The sequence below is a fragment of the Lachnospiraceae bacterium JLR.KK002 genome, assembly GCA_036941025.1.
Classification (GTDB): domain Bacteria; phylum Bacillota; class Clostridia; order Lachnospirales; family Lachnospiraceae; genus Petralouisia.
This window is the reverse complement of record JAYMNP010000001.1, coordinates 2,490,583-2,507,106: the sequence shown is the minus strand read 5'-3', so window position 1 is coordinate 2,507,106 and position 16,524 is coordinate 2,490,583. Positions and strand designations below refer to the sequence as shown.

Sequence of the window (16,524 nt, the reverse complement as noted above, 5' to 3'; positions counted from 1 at the left end):
TCCTCATTCTTCTTTATCTGGCACATTGCTTTCTTTTTGGGTGTAGCGTGGGATTTCAGAGAGTTCCTCTATTCGTTCAATGGCTATCGCTTTCCCTATTTCATTTTTTATAAGGAAGAATCCGGCAAAGGGCGCAATGGAAAACATCAAGCAGGATGCCGGGGAGAAGATACCGTTGTCAGAAGATGAAATAAAAAGGCTGATAGATTTTTGCACAAACAGCGGTACATATTCCGTCTATGTTCCATTCCTTACAATCGCAATCGGCACTTGTTTACGGTGCGGGGAACTTACTGGCCTGACATGGGGCGATATAGACATGAAAAACCGTACAATCAGCGTAAATCACCAACTGATCTATAAAAACTTTGGTGACGGATGTAAATTCCATGTGAGCGAACCAAAAACGGATGCCGGGAAAAGAACCATACCCATGACGGAAACGGTTCACAGGGCATTTGTGGAACTGAGAAAGCAGAATTTGATACTAGGCAGACGGAGTGATGCGGAGGTGGACGGATATAGCAATTTTGTATTTGTCAGCGGCAACGGACAGCCATTTGCGATCAATGCGGTCAATAGTTTTCTGTTGAATATGGAAAAGGCGTATAATAAAGCACATCCAGAAGAAGCGATACCGCACCTGTCAGCGCATATTTTAAGGCATACCGGGTGTACTTTGCTTGCATCCGCAGGAATGGATATCAAGGCACTACAGAACGTCATGGGGCATTCTGATGCAAGTATCACAATGAACGTGTACAAACATAGCAGCTTTGAGAGAACCGAAAAGGAAGTACAGAGAATTGACAATGTAATCAATTTTTAAGTAAGAATCCACCGCCAGCAATATCGGCGGTGGATTCTTATATGTAAAAAGCAAAAAATATGTAAATGGTATGTAAATCAGATAAAATATAAAATCATGGATAGCCAGGAACCGCATAAAATCAGCACTTCATAAAATTTTCACATAATTTTAGCACTCACCTGTTGACAGTGCTAACAACAAGTGCTATTGTTATATCAGAAATAGAACAAGAAAGAAAAGCGACGTTCCTCCGTATGGCAGGAAAGGCGTTTATCCATACTATTACTCTGAAGTAATGTGAAGGAAGGAGGAAACCTTATGAACATTCAGAAATTTACACAGAAATCAATCGAAGCCGTTAATGGCTGCGAGAAACTGGCATACGAATACGGGAATCAGGAAATTGAGCAGGAACATCTTCTGGTATCCCTGCTGCTGCAGGAAGAGGGCCTGATTCCCAAACTGATTGAGAAAATGGAAATCAATCTGGAGCATTTTACAGATAATGCGAAAAATCATCTTGCAAAGCGGGTGAAAGTATCCGGCGGACAGGTGTACATGGGTCAGAACCTGAACAAAGTGCTGGTCAGCGCCGAAGATGAGGCCCGGAAAATGGGGGACGAATACGTGTCGGTGGAACATCTGTTCCTGACACTGCTGAAATATCCCAATCAGGCATTAAAAGAAATTTTTAAGGAATACGGAATTACCAGAGAGCGGTTTCTGCAGGCTCTGGCCACGGTGCGGGGCAACCAGAAAGTAGTTTCCGACAATCCGGAAGCTACCTATGATACGCTGGCAAAATACGGATACGATATGGTGGAGCGGGCCAGAGAGCAGAAGCTGGACCCGGTCATTGGCCGGGACAGTGAGATTCGGAATGTAGTCCGCATTCTCTCCCGGAAAACCAAGAATAATCCGGTTCTGATTGGAGAACCAGGAGTGGGAAAAACCGCCGTAGTGGAAGGGCTGGCCCAGCGGATTGTCCGGGGCGACGTACCGGAAGGGTTGAAAGATAAGCGGCTGTTTGCACTGGATATGGGAGCACTGGTAGCAGGAGCCAAATACCGGGGCGAATTTGAGGAACGGTTGAAAGCGGTGCTGGATGAAATCAGGAGCAGCGACGGTCAGGTGATTCTGTTTATCGACGAGCTCCACACCATTGTGGGAGCAGGGAAGACAGACGGAGCCATGGACGCAGGCCAGCTGTTAAAGCCCATGCTGGCCAGAGGCGAGCTTCACTGTATCGGAGCCACCACACTGGATGAATACCGGGAATACATTGAGAAGGACGCGGCGCTGGAACGCCGGTTCCAGCCGGTACTGGTGGCAGAGCCCACAGTGGAAGACACCGTTTCCATTCTGAGAGGGCTGAAAGACCGTTACGAGGTATTCCACGGCGTGAAAATCACAGACGCCGCACTGGTGTCGGCGGCAACTTTGTCCAACCGTTACATCAGCGACCGTTTTCTGCCGGATAAGGCCATTGATCTGGTGGACGAAGCCTGCGCCCTGATTAAGACAGAACTGGATTCCATGCCCACGGAGCTGGATGAGCTGCAGCGGCGGGTGATGCAGATGGAAATTGAGGAAGCCGCCCTGAAAAAAGAAGAAGACCGGCTCAGCAAAGACCGCTTGGAAACCCTGCAGAAAGAACTGGCAGACCTGAAAAATGAATTCCAGTCCCGGAAAGCCCAGTGGGACAATGAGAAAAATTCCGTGGAAAAAGTACAGAAGCTCCGGGAGGAACTGGAAGCTCTTAATAAGGAAATTGCCATGGCCCAGCAGAATTATGATCTGGAAAAGGCGGCGGAACTCCAGTACGGTAAAATGCCGGAACTGAAACGACAGCTTGAACTGGAAGAAGAACAGGTAAAAAAGAAAGATTTAAGCCTGGTTCATGAAAATGTCAGCGAGGAGGAGATTGCGAAGATTATTTCCCGGTGGACCGGAATACCTGTGGCGAAGCTCACGGAAAGCGAGCGGAACAAAACCCTTCATCTGGACGAAGAGCTGCACAGACGGGTAATTGGCCAGGAAGAAGGAGTTACAAAAGTAACAGAAGCTATCATCCGTTCCAAAGCAGGGATTAAAGACCCCGGCAAGCCAATTGGTTCCTTCCTGTTCCTTGGGCCTACCGGCGTGGGGAAAACAGAGCTGGCCAAAGCGCTGGCCGCCAGCCTTTTTGACGATGAGAATAATATGGTAAGGCTGGATATGAGCGAGTATATGGAGAAATATTCCGTATCCCGCCTGATTGGAGCTCCTCCCGGATATGTGGGATATGAAGAAGGCGGCCAGCTCACGGAAGCCGTGCGCCGCAAACCTTATTCCGTAGTACTGTTTGACGAGGTGGAGAAAGCTCATCCCGATGTGTTTAACGTACTGCTTCAGGTGCTGGATGACGGACGGATTACCGATTCCCAGGGACGTACCGTGGATTTTAAAAATACCATATTGATTATGACGTCCAATCTGGGTTCCTCTTATCTTTTGGAAGGCATCGGGGAAAACGGGGAAATCAGACCGGAATGCGAAAAAGCAGTGCTGGATGAGCTTAAAAATAATTTCCGGCCGGAGTTTTTAAACCGTCTGGATGAAACAATTTTGTTTAAGCCTCTGAGCAAAGACGATATTGGCAATATCATCCACCTGCTGCTGGCAAATCTGAACCGTCGTCTGGCGGACCGGGAGGTGTCTGTGGAGCTGACCCAGGCGGCACAGGAATTTGCAGTGGAGCACGGCTATGACCCGGTATATGGAGCAAGGCCTCTGAAGCGTTATCTCCAGAAAACCGTGGAAACCCTTGCAGCGAAACTGATTCTGGCAGATGAGGTGAGAGCGGGAGATACTATTGTAATTGACGTGGAACAGGGCGCGCTGGTCGCCCGCAGTTCATCTTCCTGATTTTTCCGAATCCGGTTGACTTTGTTCCGGCCAGATGTGATAATATGCCCGGAGGAGTCATTATGGAAGAGAAATATGATTTGACAGAAGGAAATATTATACGGACGGTACTGGTCTTTTCCCTTCCCTTTCTGGGAGCCAATCTGATACAGGCCCTGTACGGGGCGGTGGATTTGATGGTTATAGGCTGGTACTGTCCCCCGGAGGCCATTGCGGCTGTTTCTACCGGAACTCAGGTGACCCAGATCGTTACCTGTATGATTTCCGGGCTGACGCTGGGCGCCACCGTGACCGTAGGAAAATATGCGGGGCAGAAAGGACCGGAAGAAGTGAAAAGAACCATCAGCACCAGTCTCTGCCTGTTTGTACTGGCAGGGCTTCTGATTACAGTGCTGATGATGGTCTCTGCCGATTTGGTGCTTGCCCTGCTGCAAACTCCGGAGGAATCTTTTGCTTCGGCCGGAGCATATGTACGTGTCTGCGGGGCGGGCGTGGTATTTATCTGCGGGTACAATGGAATCAGCGCTGTTCTGCGCGGATATGGAGACTCCCGAAAGCCTCTGCTGTTTGTGGCCGTTGCCGGGGCAGGAAATGTAGTGGGAGATATTCTGTTTATCCGGTATCTGAATCTGGGTGTGAAAGGGGCGGCGCTGGCGACGGTGCTTTCTCAGGGATTCAGTATGATATGGGCGGCGGTTTATCTGAACAGGCGGGATTTTATCTTTTCCTTCCGTCTGCGGGAGTTCCGGATTTACCGGGAGAAAATCCGGGAACTTCTGAAGGTGGGAATTCCCATTTCCCTGCAGGAATGCATGGTACGCCTGTCCTTTCTGTATCTTACGTCGGTGACAAATGCCCTGGGCGTGGCGGCGGCTTCCGCGGTGGGAATTGCCAGTAAATATGATGTGTTTGCCATGCTGCCGGCCACCTCTGCGGCAAGCGCTCTGTCCTCGGTGGTGGCGCAGAATTATGGTGGGGGAAAATACAGGAGAATGCAGCAGGCCCTTGTGACGGGAATGGCGGCGGCGCTGCCTTTTTCTGCCGTCTTTTTTTTCTGGGCTCAGTTTTGGCCGGAATCCATGATTGGAATTTTTACAACAGATACAGCTATTATAGAGGCAGGTATTCCATTTTTCCGTACCTGCAGTTTTGATTATCTGTTTGTGGTATTTGTATTCTGTATGAACGGATATCTGAATGGCCGGGGACTTACGGTATTTACCATGGTGAGCTGCTGTTTCGGAGCCCTTGCGCTGCGTATGCCCCTGATATATCTGATGTGCCGGAATATGCCGGGCAATCTGGGGCTGATTGGCTGCGTGGCTCCGGCTGTGTCCGGGATTATGGCGGTATATACAGGGATTTATGTGTGGAAGCTAAGGGTTTCTCCTGCCGGAAGGACAGGAAAATAACAGTAACAGTTCAGGGAAGGATTCGGAATATGGCAGAGAAGAAAACAGAGAAGACAGAGAAGAAAAAAAAGAGCCGCAGAGCTTATCTGGAATCATTTCAGAAGAATCAGGAAGGAAATTATGAGTATAAAGGCGAATTGTATGTCTGGCAGGGAACCGGCCAGGACAGGCGCAGGGAACTGGCCAGGCTCTGGGGCCTGTGTATTGCACTGCTGGGCTCCCTGGCAGGGGCAGGCAGTGTGGATGCGCCGGGTGCCATCAACTGTGCGTATGTGATTCTTCCATATGTAATAAATCTGATTGCAGGTATCAGCGTCTGCTGGGGCCTGTGCAGGCTCAGTGCGGGAGGAAATCCCGTGAGAGCCTACGTATGGAAGGCCAGCGTGGAACAGATTCCAGGCCGGGCTGTGTTTGCATGTATCAGCGGAGGGGCGTCCCTGGCGGGGGAACTGATTTTCGTTGTGAGGAACGGACTGGAAGGAAAAACAGGAGGTTTCGCGATATTTCTGCTGCTGGAATGCCTGGTGTGCGCTTCCTCTTCTGGAATGTATCAGCGGGTGAAGAAGCTGAAATGGGAGAAACAGGCGTAACAGGGCCCGCACCTTAAAACAGGCGTAACAGGGCCCGCACCTTAAAACAGGCATAACAGTTCAGCCCGTGCCCTTAAAACAGGCCCCGGACCGCCTGTCAGGCAGGCTGTCCGCTGCCGGAGGCAGCTCCTGTCTGAGGCTTAAGGGGCGCTCCGCTCATAGCCTGCAAGACGTGTTCATTCATGTATTTACCATGAGGAGGGACCCACGAAGTGGGAAGAGCCCTGATGGTTCCTCCTGTAAGACTCTCGTACACAGAATACAGGCTATGGCTGAACTGAAATAAAAATATCCTGGAAATATAAGGTTGAAATTGACAAATAATCAGAAGGAATATATAATGTTTACATATTGAGTCAAAATCTATGTAAAAATAAAGCATAAGACGGCAGCACAAAGGAGCGCAAAAGGAGGGTACCCTCCTTTTATGTATGTAGTTACAACTACATACATATATAAAACTCTGACTGCCAGGACTCAGAAGAAAAGGAGGAAATTGTATGAAAAAAAGCAAGAGACTGCTGGCCCTGCTTTTAGGACTGGCTCTGTGCGGCAGTATGCTCACTGCCTGCCAGAAAAACAACGGGGGCAACAAGCCTGCCGAAGACGACAAAACGAGCGAAAGTGATGCAAACACAGATACTGACAAAAAAGAAGAGGACAGCAGTTCCGCAGAAGGAGGAGACGGAACACTGGTAGTATCTGCTACCGGTTTTGAGAACAAATTCTCTCCGTTCTTTTCACAGAATGTGGATGACGTAACCATTGGTGCGGACATGACCCAGCTTATGCTGATGTATGTGGACCGTGTATCTGAGCCGATTCTGAACGGAATCGACGGAGAAAAGAGAGAATACAACGGCACAGAGTACACATACTACGGACCTTCCAATATCACCGTTACCGAGAATGAAGACGGTACTGTGGTATATGAAGTTAAGATGCGTGACGACCTGGTATTTTCCGACGGAACTCCTGTTGACATAGATGATGCTATTTTCAGTCTGTATGTATATATGGACCCGTCTTATGACGGTTCCACCACCATGTATTCCACCCCTATTAAAGGTCTGGAAGCATACAGAAGCGGTATGGAAACACTGTTCAATCTGCTGGTAAAAGCAGGCCGCGACAACACAGATTTTACAAACTGGGATGAAGCAACACAGACCGCATTCTGGGAAAGCCTGGATAAAGCAGGAGCAGCATTTGCACAGGAAATCGTAGATTACTGTGTGGCAGCAGGAGAATGTGCAGAAGGCGAAGTTGCCAAAGCAGGAGCAGCATGGGGCGTAGAAGGCCTTGCAGACGGAGCAACCACAGCAGATCTGTTCAATGCTCTGTGTGAAAAATATGAATGGGATATTCCTACCATGTCTGAAACTGAGACAGCAGGTTCCAGTCTGTTCGATTTAATGGAAGATTATGAGAATTATGCAGTTGGTATAGAAACCGGTGAATCTGCAGATTATATTGAAGGAATTGAACGTATTGATGATTACTCCATGAAGATTACAGCTACGGAGTTGGACGCTACCCTGATTTACCAGTTCAATTTCCCGATTGCTCCTCTTCACTACTATGGTGACGAAGCGCAGTATGATTATGAGAACCACAAGTTTGGATTCCCGAAAGGTGATCTGACCATCGTACGTGACAAGACATTAGAGCCCATGGGCGCAGGTCCTTATGTATTTAAAGAATTTTCCGACGGTGTTGTTTATATGGAAGCAAATCCCAAGTTCTATAAGGGTGAGCCCAAAACAAAGAACCTGAATTTTAAAGAGACAAAAGAAGCAGATATGTTAAATGGTCTTTCCACAGGAGACATTGATATTGCAGAACCTTCCTATACCACAGAGCTTGCAAATCAGATTGCAGAAATGAACGGCGGAGATGATTCTCTGGAAGGAGATGTAATCACCACAAAGCTGATTGACTACCGCGGATACGGTTATGTGGGAATCTGTGCAGATAACGTGAAAGTTGGCGATGACCCGGCTTCCGACGCTTCCAAAAATCTGCGGAAAGCAATTGCAACCCTGATTGCCGCTTACCGTGACGAGGGAATTGATTCCTACTATGGAGATACCGCTTCCGTAATTAACTATCCGATTTCCAATACTTCCTGGGCAGCTCCTCAGGTAACGGACGACGGATATACCGTTGCTTATTCCGTAGACCCGGAAGGCAACCCAATTTACACAGCCGATACAAAAGCAGAAGAGAAATATGCGGCAGCAAAAGAAACAGCTCTTAAATTCTTTGAAGCAGCAGGCTATACCGTAACAGACGGAAAACTGACCGCAGCTCCGGAAGGCGCAAAATTAGAGTACACCGTGGACATCGGAGGCGGCGGAAAGGGTGACCATCCTACGTTCCTGATTCTGAAAAATGCAGCAGACGCTTTTGCAGAAATCGGATTTACTCTGACTGTAAACGACCTGGCAAATGCAGCCGACCTGTACGCAGCATATCAGTCCGGCGTATCTGAACTGTGGTGTGCCGCATGGCAGGCTTCCAGCGACCCGGATATGTTCCAGTTATATCACAGTGAAGGAACTACCAACTACTACAAGATTAACGATGAAGAACTGGATACTCTGATTAAGGATGCACGTCAGTCCACTGAGCAGTCTTATCGTAAAGGCCTGTACAAGGCAGCTATGGAAATCATTATGGACTGGGGTGTGGAAGTACCGATTTACCAGCGTTCCGACGCATATACCATTGCAACTGAGCGTGTGGATGTTTCCAGTCTTCCCAATGATATGACTCCATACTGGAACTGGCTGAATGAAATTGAGAACATTGCCGTAAAATAATAAAATCACACATACTGAAAGGAACCGCTCCCATGGTGAATCGGTTCCTTTCAATCTATAGAGAGGAATGATAACCGTATGCGAAAATATATCATTAAGAGACTGCTGTTGTCTGTGATGATTCTGTTTTGCGTTACTTTCATTATTTACGCATTGCTGCGCTGTCTGCCCGCCTCATATGTGGAAAATATGGCCATGCAGCTCGCAATGAAACCAGGCGCAAAACCCTATGAGGAGTGGTTATCTCAGTTAAATGCGTCTTACGGTCTGGATAAAAGCATTCTGCCCGGTTACCTTACCTGGCTGGGAGATGCCATTCGTGGAAATTTCGGCGATAGCTGGAAATATACCGTACCGGTACTTCAGAAATTCAGCGATGTTATCTGGCTGTCTTTTATTATGGGAGCCATTGCCTTTGTGCTGCAGCTTATCATCGCCATACCTCTTGGCGTGATTGCCGCTACCAGACAGTATTCCCGTACAGACTATGCCGTTACCGCTGTGGCGCTGATTGGTATTTCACTGCCCACGTTCTTTTTTGCTACAATTCTGAAACTGATTTTTTCCATAAAATTAGGCTGGTTCGATTTGTTCGGACTGGTGGGCCGGGATTATGCCCAGCTTGACGCCATGGGCCAGTTTCTGGACAAAGCCAACCATTTGGTACTGCCCATTGCAACCATTGTCATAGTATCCATTGGTTCCCTGATGCGTTATACCCGTACCAATATGCTGGAGGTGCTGAATGCGGATTATATCCGGACTGCCAGGGCCAAGGGACTGCCTGAAAAAAAAGTTATCTATCAACATGCGTTCCGCAATACCCTGATTCCTCTGGTAACCATTGTGGGCGGGTCTCTGCCCGGACTGTTTTCCGGAGCATTGATTACGGAGACATTGTTTTCCATTCCGGGGATTGGATTTACCTCCTATGAAGCCATGCGGATTGGAGACATTCCATTTTCCATGTTTTACATGACTTTTATGGCGGTGCTGACACTGGCGGGCAACCTGATTTCTGATATTCTGTACGCAGTGGTAGACCCGCGGGTACGCTTTGCTTAAGGAAGGGGGCAGTTGAAATGGACGATAAAAGAGATGAAGTAAATGTAAAAGATGAATCGAAGGAAGAAGCCTCCTACTCCCTGAACGATGACAGGCGTGTCAAGGTCCTTTCACCGGGGGCCCTGGTGGTAAAGCGGTTTCTGCGGAACCGGCTGGCAGTTGTGGGAATGATTATGCTGCTGGTCATGTTTGTATTTTCCTTTATCGGCGGACTGATCAGCCCCTATGGACAGGATCAGCAGTTTTACCGCTATGAGAGCCAGATGAAGGAATTTGCAGGCGTGGTGCGCAACGACGATTTCCGCTATACTGCTGCGGATGGTCAGAAATTCGACAGCGTGCTGCAGGCAAAGTTCCAGCTTGCATATCAGAAGAAAGAAAATACCTTTGAGTACAAGGATATTACTTATGATGTGCAGGAAGAGGGAACAGATTTCTATTCCATTTCCTCTGAGGGAACCATGCTGGCCATTGCTTTTAAAGATATTGTAAATGCAGAGGGGGAAGAGATTCCCTTTGATGTGAAATTCGGGGCATTGAAAGCATATACCAACGGAGAGACTTCCTTTGAAGCAGGAGGGACGTCCTATACCCTGGATGAGGATGGGAACATTCTGGAAGGGGAGAACGTCAGAGGCTACATCAGCCGGTTTGTGGTGTCTCCTCTGGAAAACGGAGTGGACATCAGCCGTACTTTCAAGGAAGAACTGGAGGCTACCATCAATGAGGACGGAGAAGAATTTGTCTTTGTAGATGAGGATGGAACAGAGCATACTTATGAAATCACCTATGACCCCACCACTCTGACCTGGTCCGTACGTCAGGGAACAGAGACTTATGTATATGACACTTATTCCAGACCAGGAAAAACCCACTGGCTGGGAACAGATACCAACGGTATGGACATGCTGACCCGTCTCATGTACGGAGGCCGGGTGTCGCTGATTATCGGATTTATTGTGGTAATTATTGAAACAGTTATCGGCGTGGTCCTGGGAGGACTTGCCGGATATTTCGGAAAATGGGTAGATAACCTGATTATGCGTATTGTGGATATTTTCTACTGTATTCCGTCTTTGCCTCTGATTATTATTCTGGGCTCCGCCATGGACGCCATGAAGATAGAGCCTCAGATTCGAATGTTTTATCTGATGCTGATTCTCGGTTTTCTGGGATGGCCGGCTATTACCCGTCTGGTCAGGGGACAGATTTTATCCCTGCGTGAGCAGGAATTTATGACTGCCACGGAAGCCTGCGGAATTCGGGTAAGCAGACGTATTTTCAGACATTTGCTGCCCAACGTGATTCCTCAGCTGATTGTAACCTGTACCATGAGCCTTGGCTCCACCATCATTATGGAAGCCACCCTGTCTTTCCTGGGCCTTGGGGTAAAATTCCCCTTTGCTTCCTGGGGAAATATTATTACGGACGTAAACGATGCATACGTTATGACCCATTACTGGTTTGTATGGATTCCTGCAGGTATCTGTCTGCTGATTGCTGTGCTGGGCTTTAACTTTGTAGGCGATGGTCTGCGCGATGCGTTTGACCCGAAAATGAAACGGTAAGGGAGGAAAGAACGATGGCTAAGAAAAAATCAGAAGGTTATCTCTCAGCGAAAGAATCCCGGCGGATTTCAAAAGAGAACCGTAAAATTACCGATGAATTTGAGAAAAAGCGGAAACGGAAAAATGTGCCGGAGTCAGAATATCTGACTGCCATGCGGGACCCGAAAAATGCGGTGGAATTTGACAATCTGCACACCTATTTCTTTACGGATACCGGAACGGTGAAAAGTGTGGACGGCGTAACCTTTGACGTGCCCATTGGCAAGACCGTAGGCGTGGTAGGCGAGTCCGGTTGCGGAAAATCTGTCACCAGTCTGTCCCTGATGCAGCTGGTACAGCGTCCTCAGGGGCAGACGGTGGAAGGGGAAATCCGCCTGAATCTGGGTGATAAAGCCTATGATGTAATCAAAACCCCTCAGGAAGTCATGCAGACCCTCCGGGGCAATTATGTTTCCATGATTTTTCAGGAGCCTATGACCAGTCTGAATCCGGTGTTCCGGATTGGCAGACAGGTGGATGAGGTAAGCCTGCTTCACAATAAAGAAGGAAAAAGCCCGGAAGAAATCAAAGCCCGTACCATTGAGCTGCTGCAAACGGTGGGAATTGCCAACAGCGAGGGCGTATACAACATGTTCCCCCATGAGCTGTCCGGCGGTATGCGTCAGCGTGTCATGATTGCCATGGCTCTGGCATGTAACCCCAGAGTTATCATTGCCGACGAGCCCACTACGGCGCTGGATGTGACCATCCAGGCACAGATTCTGGATTTGCTGCGCCAGTTGAAGGACAGTATCAATTCTTCCATTATGCTGATTACCCATGATTTGGGCGTGATTGCGGAAATGGCAGATTACGTGGTGGTTATGTATGCAGGAAGAGTAGTGGAAAAGGGAACTGCGGAGGAGATTTTTGAACATCCCTCCCATCCATATACCATCGGCCTGATGGCTTCCAAACCGGTAGTGGGCAAACAGGTGGACAAACTTTATTCCATACCCGGAAAAGTGCCCAATCCCATCAATATGCCCAATTACTGCTATTTTAAAGACAGGTGCGAAATGTGCGTGGAAGGCTGCGACGGAGCATATCCGCCGGAAATCAGCCTGTCTGATACCCACAAAGTAAGCTGTTACCGGTATTCTCAGGGAAAGGGGGAACAGTAAATGTCCGATAAGAAATTGATAACAGAAGATACCTTTGAACCCCTGACTTATGATGAACAGTATATCCTGATGGTGAACCATCTGAAGAAATATTTTCCCATCAAAGGCGGAGTGGTTTCCAGAGTGACAGGGCATGTGAAAGCTGTGGACGGCGTCACTTTTAATCTGAAACGAGGCACCACCATGGGGCTTGTGGGCGAATCCGGCTGCGGAAAAACCACCACCGGACGTACTCTTCTCCGTCTTGCCGGAGAGAAGACCGGAGGCCAGGTGCTCTTTAACGGAAAAGAAGTGTATGACTTATCCAATGCGGAGATGCGCGCCATGCGTACGAAAATGCAGATTATTTTCCAGGACCCTTTTTCCAGCCTGTCTCCCCGTCTGCCTGTTGGAGAAATTATAGGCGAGGCGGTCAGAGAACACAATCTGGTTTCAAAGGGCGAATTTAACGATTATATTGATAAAGTTATGGACAACTGCGGATTACAGCCCTTCCATAAGGAGCGGTATCCCCATGAATTTTCCGGCGGACAGCGTCAGCGTATCTGTATTGCCCGCGCACTGGCATTAAATCCGGAATTTATTGTCTGCGACGAGCCTGTATCAGCGCTGGATGTGTCTATTCAGGCCCAGATTATCAATTTGCTGAAGGAGCTGCAGGAGCAGTATAATCTGACCTATCTGTTTATCTCCCATGACCTGTCGGTGGTGGAGCATATTTCCGATACGGTAGGCGTGATGTACCTCGGAAATCTGGTGGAATACGGAGAAACGGAGGATATTTTCAAAAATCCTCTGCATCCCTATACAAAGGCTTTGTTTTCCGCTATTCCCGTTCCTGACCCGAAGGTGAAAAAGGAGCGGATTGTGCTGAAAGGCTCCATTCCTTCTCCGGCAAACCCGCCGGAAGGCTGCAAATTCCATACCCGCTGTGCTCACTGTATGGAAAAATGTAAGAAAGAAGCTCCCCGCCAGCGTGAGGTAGAACCGGGACATTACGTGGTCTGTCATCTCTATGATAAATAGGATTCGGGTATTTCGAAACAGAAGGGCAGTGAAAGGAGGTGAGGTGCACAGTGGCAGAACAGGAAGAACACAATGGAATCATTTATGATTCAGGGGAAACACCGGAGCAGGAACAGCCGGAACTTGAACTGACCAGGGAAGAAAAGCGCTGGGTGGCGCTGGGAGCCCTGAAAAGCGCCCTGTTAATCGGAAGCGTGTACCTCATTGGAGGAGCGCTGCTCATTGGCCTTATGCTGCTGGCCTGGACATAAATGGAGCATAAAACCCTTATCAACCGTTTTCGTACTTTGCGAAGACGGTTGCTTTTTTTGAATATTTGTATTATAATAACTAATACAAATGATACAAAGCGAGGTGAAAGAGCCTGTGATTATGAAACTGGACTTTGCCGGAAGCGTGCCTATTTATCAGCAAATCAGAGACCAGATTGTGCAGGCGGTGGCGGAGGGGATTTTTACAGACGGAGATAAACTTCCCACCATACGGGCCCTTGCCGGAGAGATTGGGGTCAATACCATGACTGTGAACAAGGCCTACCAGCTTCTGAAGCAGGAGGGGTATATTATCACGGACAGGCGCAGCGGGGCGGTGGTACGGTGCGCCGGGAACAGGAAAGAAGCAGTGGAACGGGAAATCGCAAAGGATTTGGAACTGCTGGCTGCGGAAGCGAAAATTGCAGGCATATCCCGGCAGGAATTTCTGGAACTCTGCGGGAAGGTTTACGGGAGGTAGCTTATGGTAACGAAGATTATTATGGCAGTCTGTATGCTGCCCGTATTGCCCATCATGTATGGGGCAGCCCGGTTTATCCGGAAGGAAAAGACAGGAATACAGTACGGAGTTACCCTGTGGGAGGGGGCAGAAGACAGTCCACAGGTACAGGACATAAGGAGAAAAGAGAAAAAGGGGCTGAACCGGATGGGACTGTTCTGCCTGCTGCTGTTTTTACTGACATTGCTGCCGGACCATGAATCCCTGGTGATTGCCGGACAGACGATATGGATATTTCTGGTGATTGTGCTGATGTATGTGCCCTATGTGCGGGCCCATGGGAGAATGATGGAGCAGAAGCGGGAATATCTGGCATCTCTGCCGCAGGAAGACCGGGAGCAGACCGGGAACAGCGTTCTGGTGGATGTGACGGCGGCCGCAGCGGAAAAACCTGTTTTTTTCCGGAAAACATTGTGGAGCGGCTGCCTGTTTGCCTGTTTTCCGGCTCTGGCGGAACTGTTTCTTCCTCATGAAGGACAAACTGCAGATTTCTGGCTTTGGGAGGTGACTCTGATAACCATGGGTGTGGTAACCCTGCTGTTCCCGCTGTTCCTCTCTGTTCAGAAAAGGCTGAGAACCAGAGTGTTCACCCCAAACAGCCGGATTAATCTGCAGATTGCACAGATACGCCGGTATCACTGGAGCTGGCTCTGCGCTGCCCTGGCCTGGGAAACCGGTCTGCTGAACTGGTGTATGCTGTTTGCCTTCCGCGCTCCTGCCAGGTGGTTTCTTCCGCTGATCATAACTGCCAGCCTGCTGTACGGGCTGACTGCCCTTGCACTGTGCTTTTACTGTTGGAGCCTGACAGAGAAAACCAGCAGAAAATATCTGGAACAGGCGTCCATATGCCGGGAAGATGAGGATGCATACTGGCTCTGGGGTATGTTCTATTATAACAAAGATGATAACCGTTCCATGGTGGAGGCCAGGGCAGGCATGGGCGTCACCGGGAATATGGCAAAACCGGTGATGAAGTACGGAACACTCCTTATCATTGCCGCTCTGATTCTGGGAATGTCCGCGCTCTGCGGCTGGGTCATCCTGGAAGAATTTACGCCCGTATCGCTGATTTATGAAGAAGACGTGCTGATTGCACAACACTGGAAGGAAGCATACCGCATTGAAAAGCAGGACATGGAGCAGGTGACTTTACTGGAGGAGGAACCGGATATCCGCAGGAACAGCGGAACAGGCATGGAGACTCTGAAAAAGGGGAACTTCTACAGCAACCGCTATGAACAGAGCATGTCTGTATGCCTGAATCCTGAGGAGCCGCCCTTTCTCCTGATAAAAACCGAAGAAGGGGCATGGTATCTTCTGGGCAGCGGAGACGGGCAGGAGACCAGGGAGATTTACCGGAGGCTGAAGCAATAGCTGTCCGGAATGGCATATCTGATAAATTCAATGATAATTTCCGCCCCTTCCGTCATATATTTTAAGGAAATCTCTGTGGAGTATTCAGTGAATGAGCGGAAGAAATATCTGGAAAAATATCCGGAACAACTGGAAAAAGCTGCATTTCCGGGAAAAATGCCTCAGATTTGACCTGTTCTGTCTTGGGGTAATCCTGCTGTTTGTGGTATGCGGAATCGGCAGAGGGAAGGCAGTGCGGGAAACATGGCGGCAGATGACCGGGAGCCGGCAGCAGAATCAGTATCAGAATTATAATCAGAAAGAATCTGATTCCCTGAAAAATCAGGGAGACACCGGAGCGTCTGAAGGAGAAGTGCCGCAGGAACAGCCGGAGCAGGAAGGAACAGAAAAGAAAAAGATAGCCCTTACCTTTGACGACGGGCCCCATCCTCAATATACGCCGGAAATGCTGGCGGCATTAAAAGAAAGAAACGTGAAAGCCACATTTTTCCTGCTGGGGGAGGAAGTGGAGAAGTATCCGGAAATTGTAAAACAGATTCAGGAAGAAGGCCATCTGATTGGCAACCATTCCTATAAGCATGAACAGCTGAGCAAGCTGCCCATGGAGCAGGCATGTAGCCAGGTGACCCGGACCAACGAGCTGATTTATGCAATTACAGGAGTGTATCCTTCTTATCTGCGACCGCCTTTCGGAGACTGGCATGAGAAGCTGGACTGCGAGGTGAATATGGTGGAAGTGCTCTGGGATGTGGACACTCTGGACTGGTCCATTCAGAATCACGGTAAGATTGTGAACCGGGCCATGAAAAATCTCCATGAAAATGATATTATACTCATGCACGACGGATATGAAACCTCCGTAACCGCCGCCATGGAAATCATAGATACCCTGCAGAACCAGGGGTATGAATTTGTGACAGTGGATGAACTTATATTCGAATGAAACATTTTTCAGGTCTGCCTGACTGAAACAGGTGACGAATAAGCCGGAAAATGGTATAATATTTATAAT

At 48.7% G+C, this 16,524-nt stretch carries 13 protein-coding genes; all 13 read left to right on the top strand.

The features are described from left to right. Positions 1-136: 136 nt before the first annotated feature. The 13 genes from VSQ32_12040 (at position 137) to VSQ32_11980 (ending at position 16,455) form a co-directional block, all read left to right on the top strand. A complete protein-coding gene (locus VSQ32_12040) occupies positions 137-829 on the top strand; it encodes a site-specific integrase (protein ID MEH2943574.1) in 693 nt (230 codons plus the stop codon). Between the two features lie 300 nt (positions 830-1,129). Next, entirely contained in the window at positions 1,130-3,718 is a 2,589-nt protein-coding gene (gene clpB / locus VSQ32_12035) for an ATP-dependent chaperone ClpB (protein MEH2943573.1), read from the top strand. 62 nt (positions 3,719-3,780) lie between these two features. Beyond that, a complete protein-coding gene (locus VSQ32_12030) occupies positions 3,781-5,130 on the top strand; it encodes an MATE family efflux transporter (GenBank protein ID MEH2943572.1) in 1,350 nt (449 codons plus the stop codon). Between the two features lie 29 nt (positions 5,131-5,159). Next, positions 5,160-5,720, top strand: coding sequence for a hypothetical protein (locus VSQ32_12025; GenBank protein ID MEH2943571.1), 561 nt, complete (start codon positions 5,160-5,162; stop codon positions 5,718-5,720). Between the two features lie 500 nt (positions 5,721-6,220). Next, positions 6,221-8,545 carry an ABC transporter substrate-binding protein gene (locus tag VSQ32_12020; protein MEH2943570.1) on the top strand — a complete coding sequence of 775 codons (2,325 nt, stop codon included), beginning with the start codon at positions 6,221-6,223 and terminating at the stop codon, positions 8,543-8,545. 78 nt (positions 8,546-8,623) lie between these two features. Next, complete coding sequence (locus tag VSQ32_12015) at positions 8,624-9,610, top strand: ABC transporter permease (protein ID MEH2943569.1); 987 nt, start codon at positions 8,624-8,626, stop codon at positions 9,608-9,610. A gap of 17 nt (positions 9,611-9,627) precedes the next feature. Beyond that, positions 9,628-11,178, top strand: coding sequence for an ABC transporter permease (locus VSQ32_12010; protein ID MEH2943568.1), 1,551 nt, complete (start codon positions 9,628-9,630; stop codon positions 11,176-11,178). Positions 11,179-11,192: 14 nt separating this feature from the next. Further along, entirely contained in the window at positions 11,193-12,341 is a 1,149-nt protein-coding gene (locus VSQ32_12005; protein ID MEH2943567.1) for an ABC transporter ATP-binding protein, read from the top strand. After that, positions 12,342-13,367: an ABC transporter ATP-binding protein gene (locus VSQ32_12000; protein MEH2943566.1), complete on the top strand. Its 1,026-nt coding sequence runs from the start codon at positions 12,342-12,344 to the stop codon at positions 13,365-13,367. Positions 13,368-13,417: 50 nt separating this feature from the next. Further along, positions 13,418-13,618 (top strand): hypothetical protein, encoded by a 201-nt coding sequence (locus tag VSQ32_11995; protein ID MEH2943565.1) that lies wholly within the window; start codon positions 13,418-13,420, stop codon positions 13,616-13,618. Between the two features lie 121 nt (positions 13,619-13,739). After that, complete coding sequence (locus VSQ32_11990) at positions 13,740-14,099, top strand: GntR family transcriptional regulator (protein MEH2943564.1); 360 nt, start codon at positions 13,740-13,742, stop codon at positions 14,097-14,099. 3 nt (positions 14,100-14,102) lie between these two features. Next, positions 14,103-15,512 carry a hypothetical protein gene (locus tag VSQ32_11985; GenBank protein ID MEH2943563.1) on the top strand — a complete coding sequence of 470 codons (1,410 nt, stop codon included), beginning with the start codon at positions 14,103-14,105 and terminating at the stop codon, positions 15,510-15,512. A gap of 91 nt (positions 15,513-15,603) precedes the next feature. Then, positions 15,604-16,455, top strand: a complete 852-nt coding sequence (locus tag VSQ32_11980) for a polysaccharide deacetylase family protein (protein MEH2943562.1) — start codon at positions 15,604-15,606, stop codon at positions 16,453-16,455. Positions 16,456-16,524 lie beyond the last annotated feature (69 nt).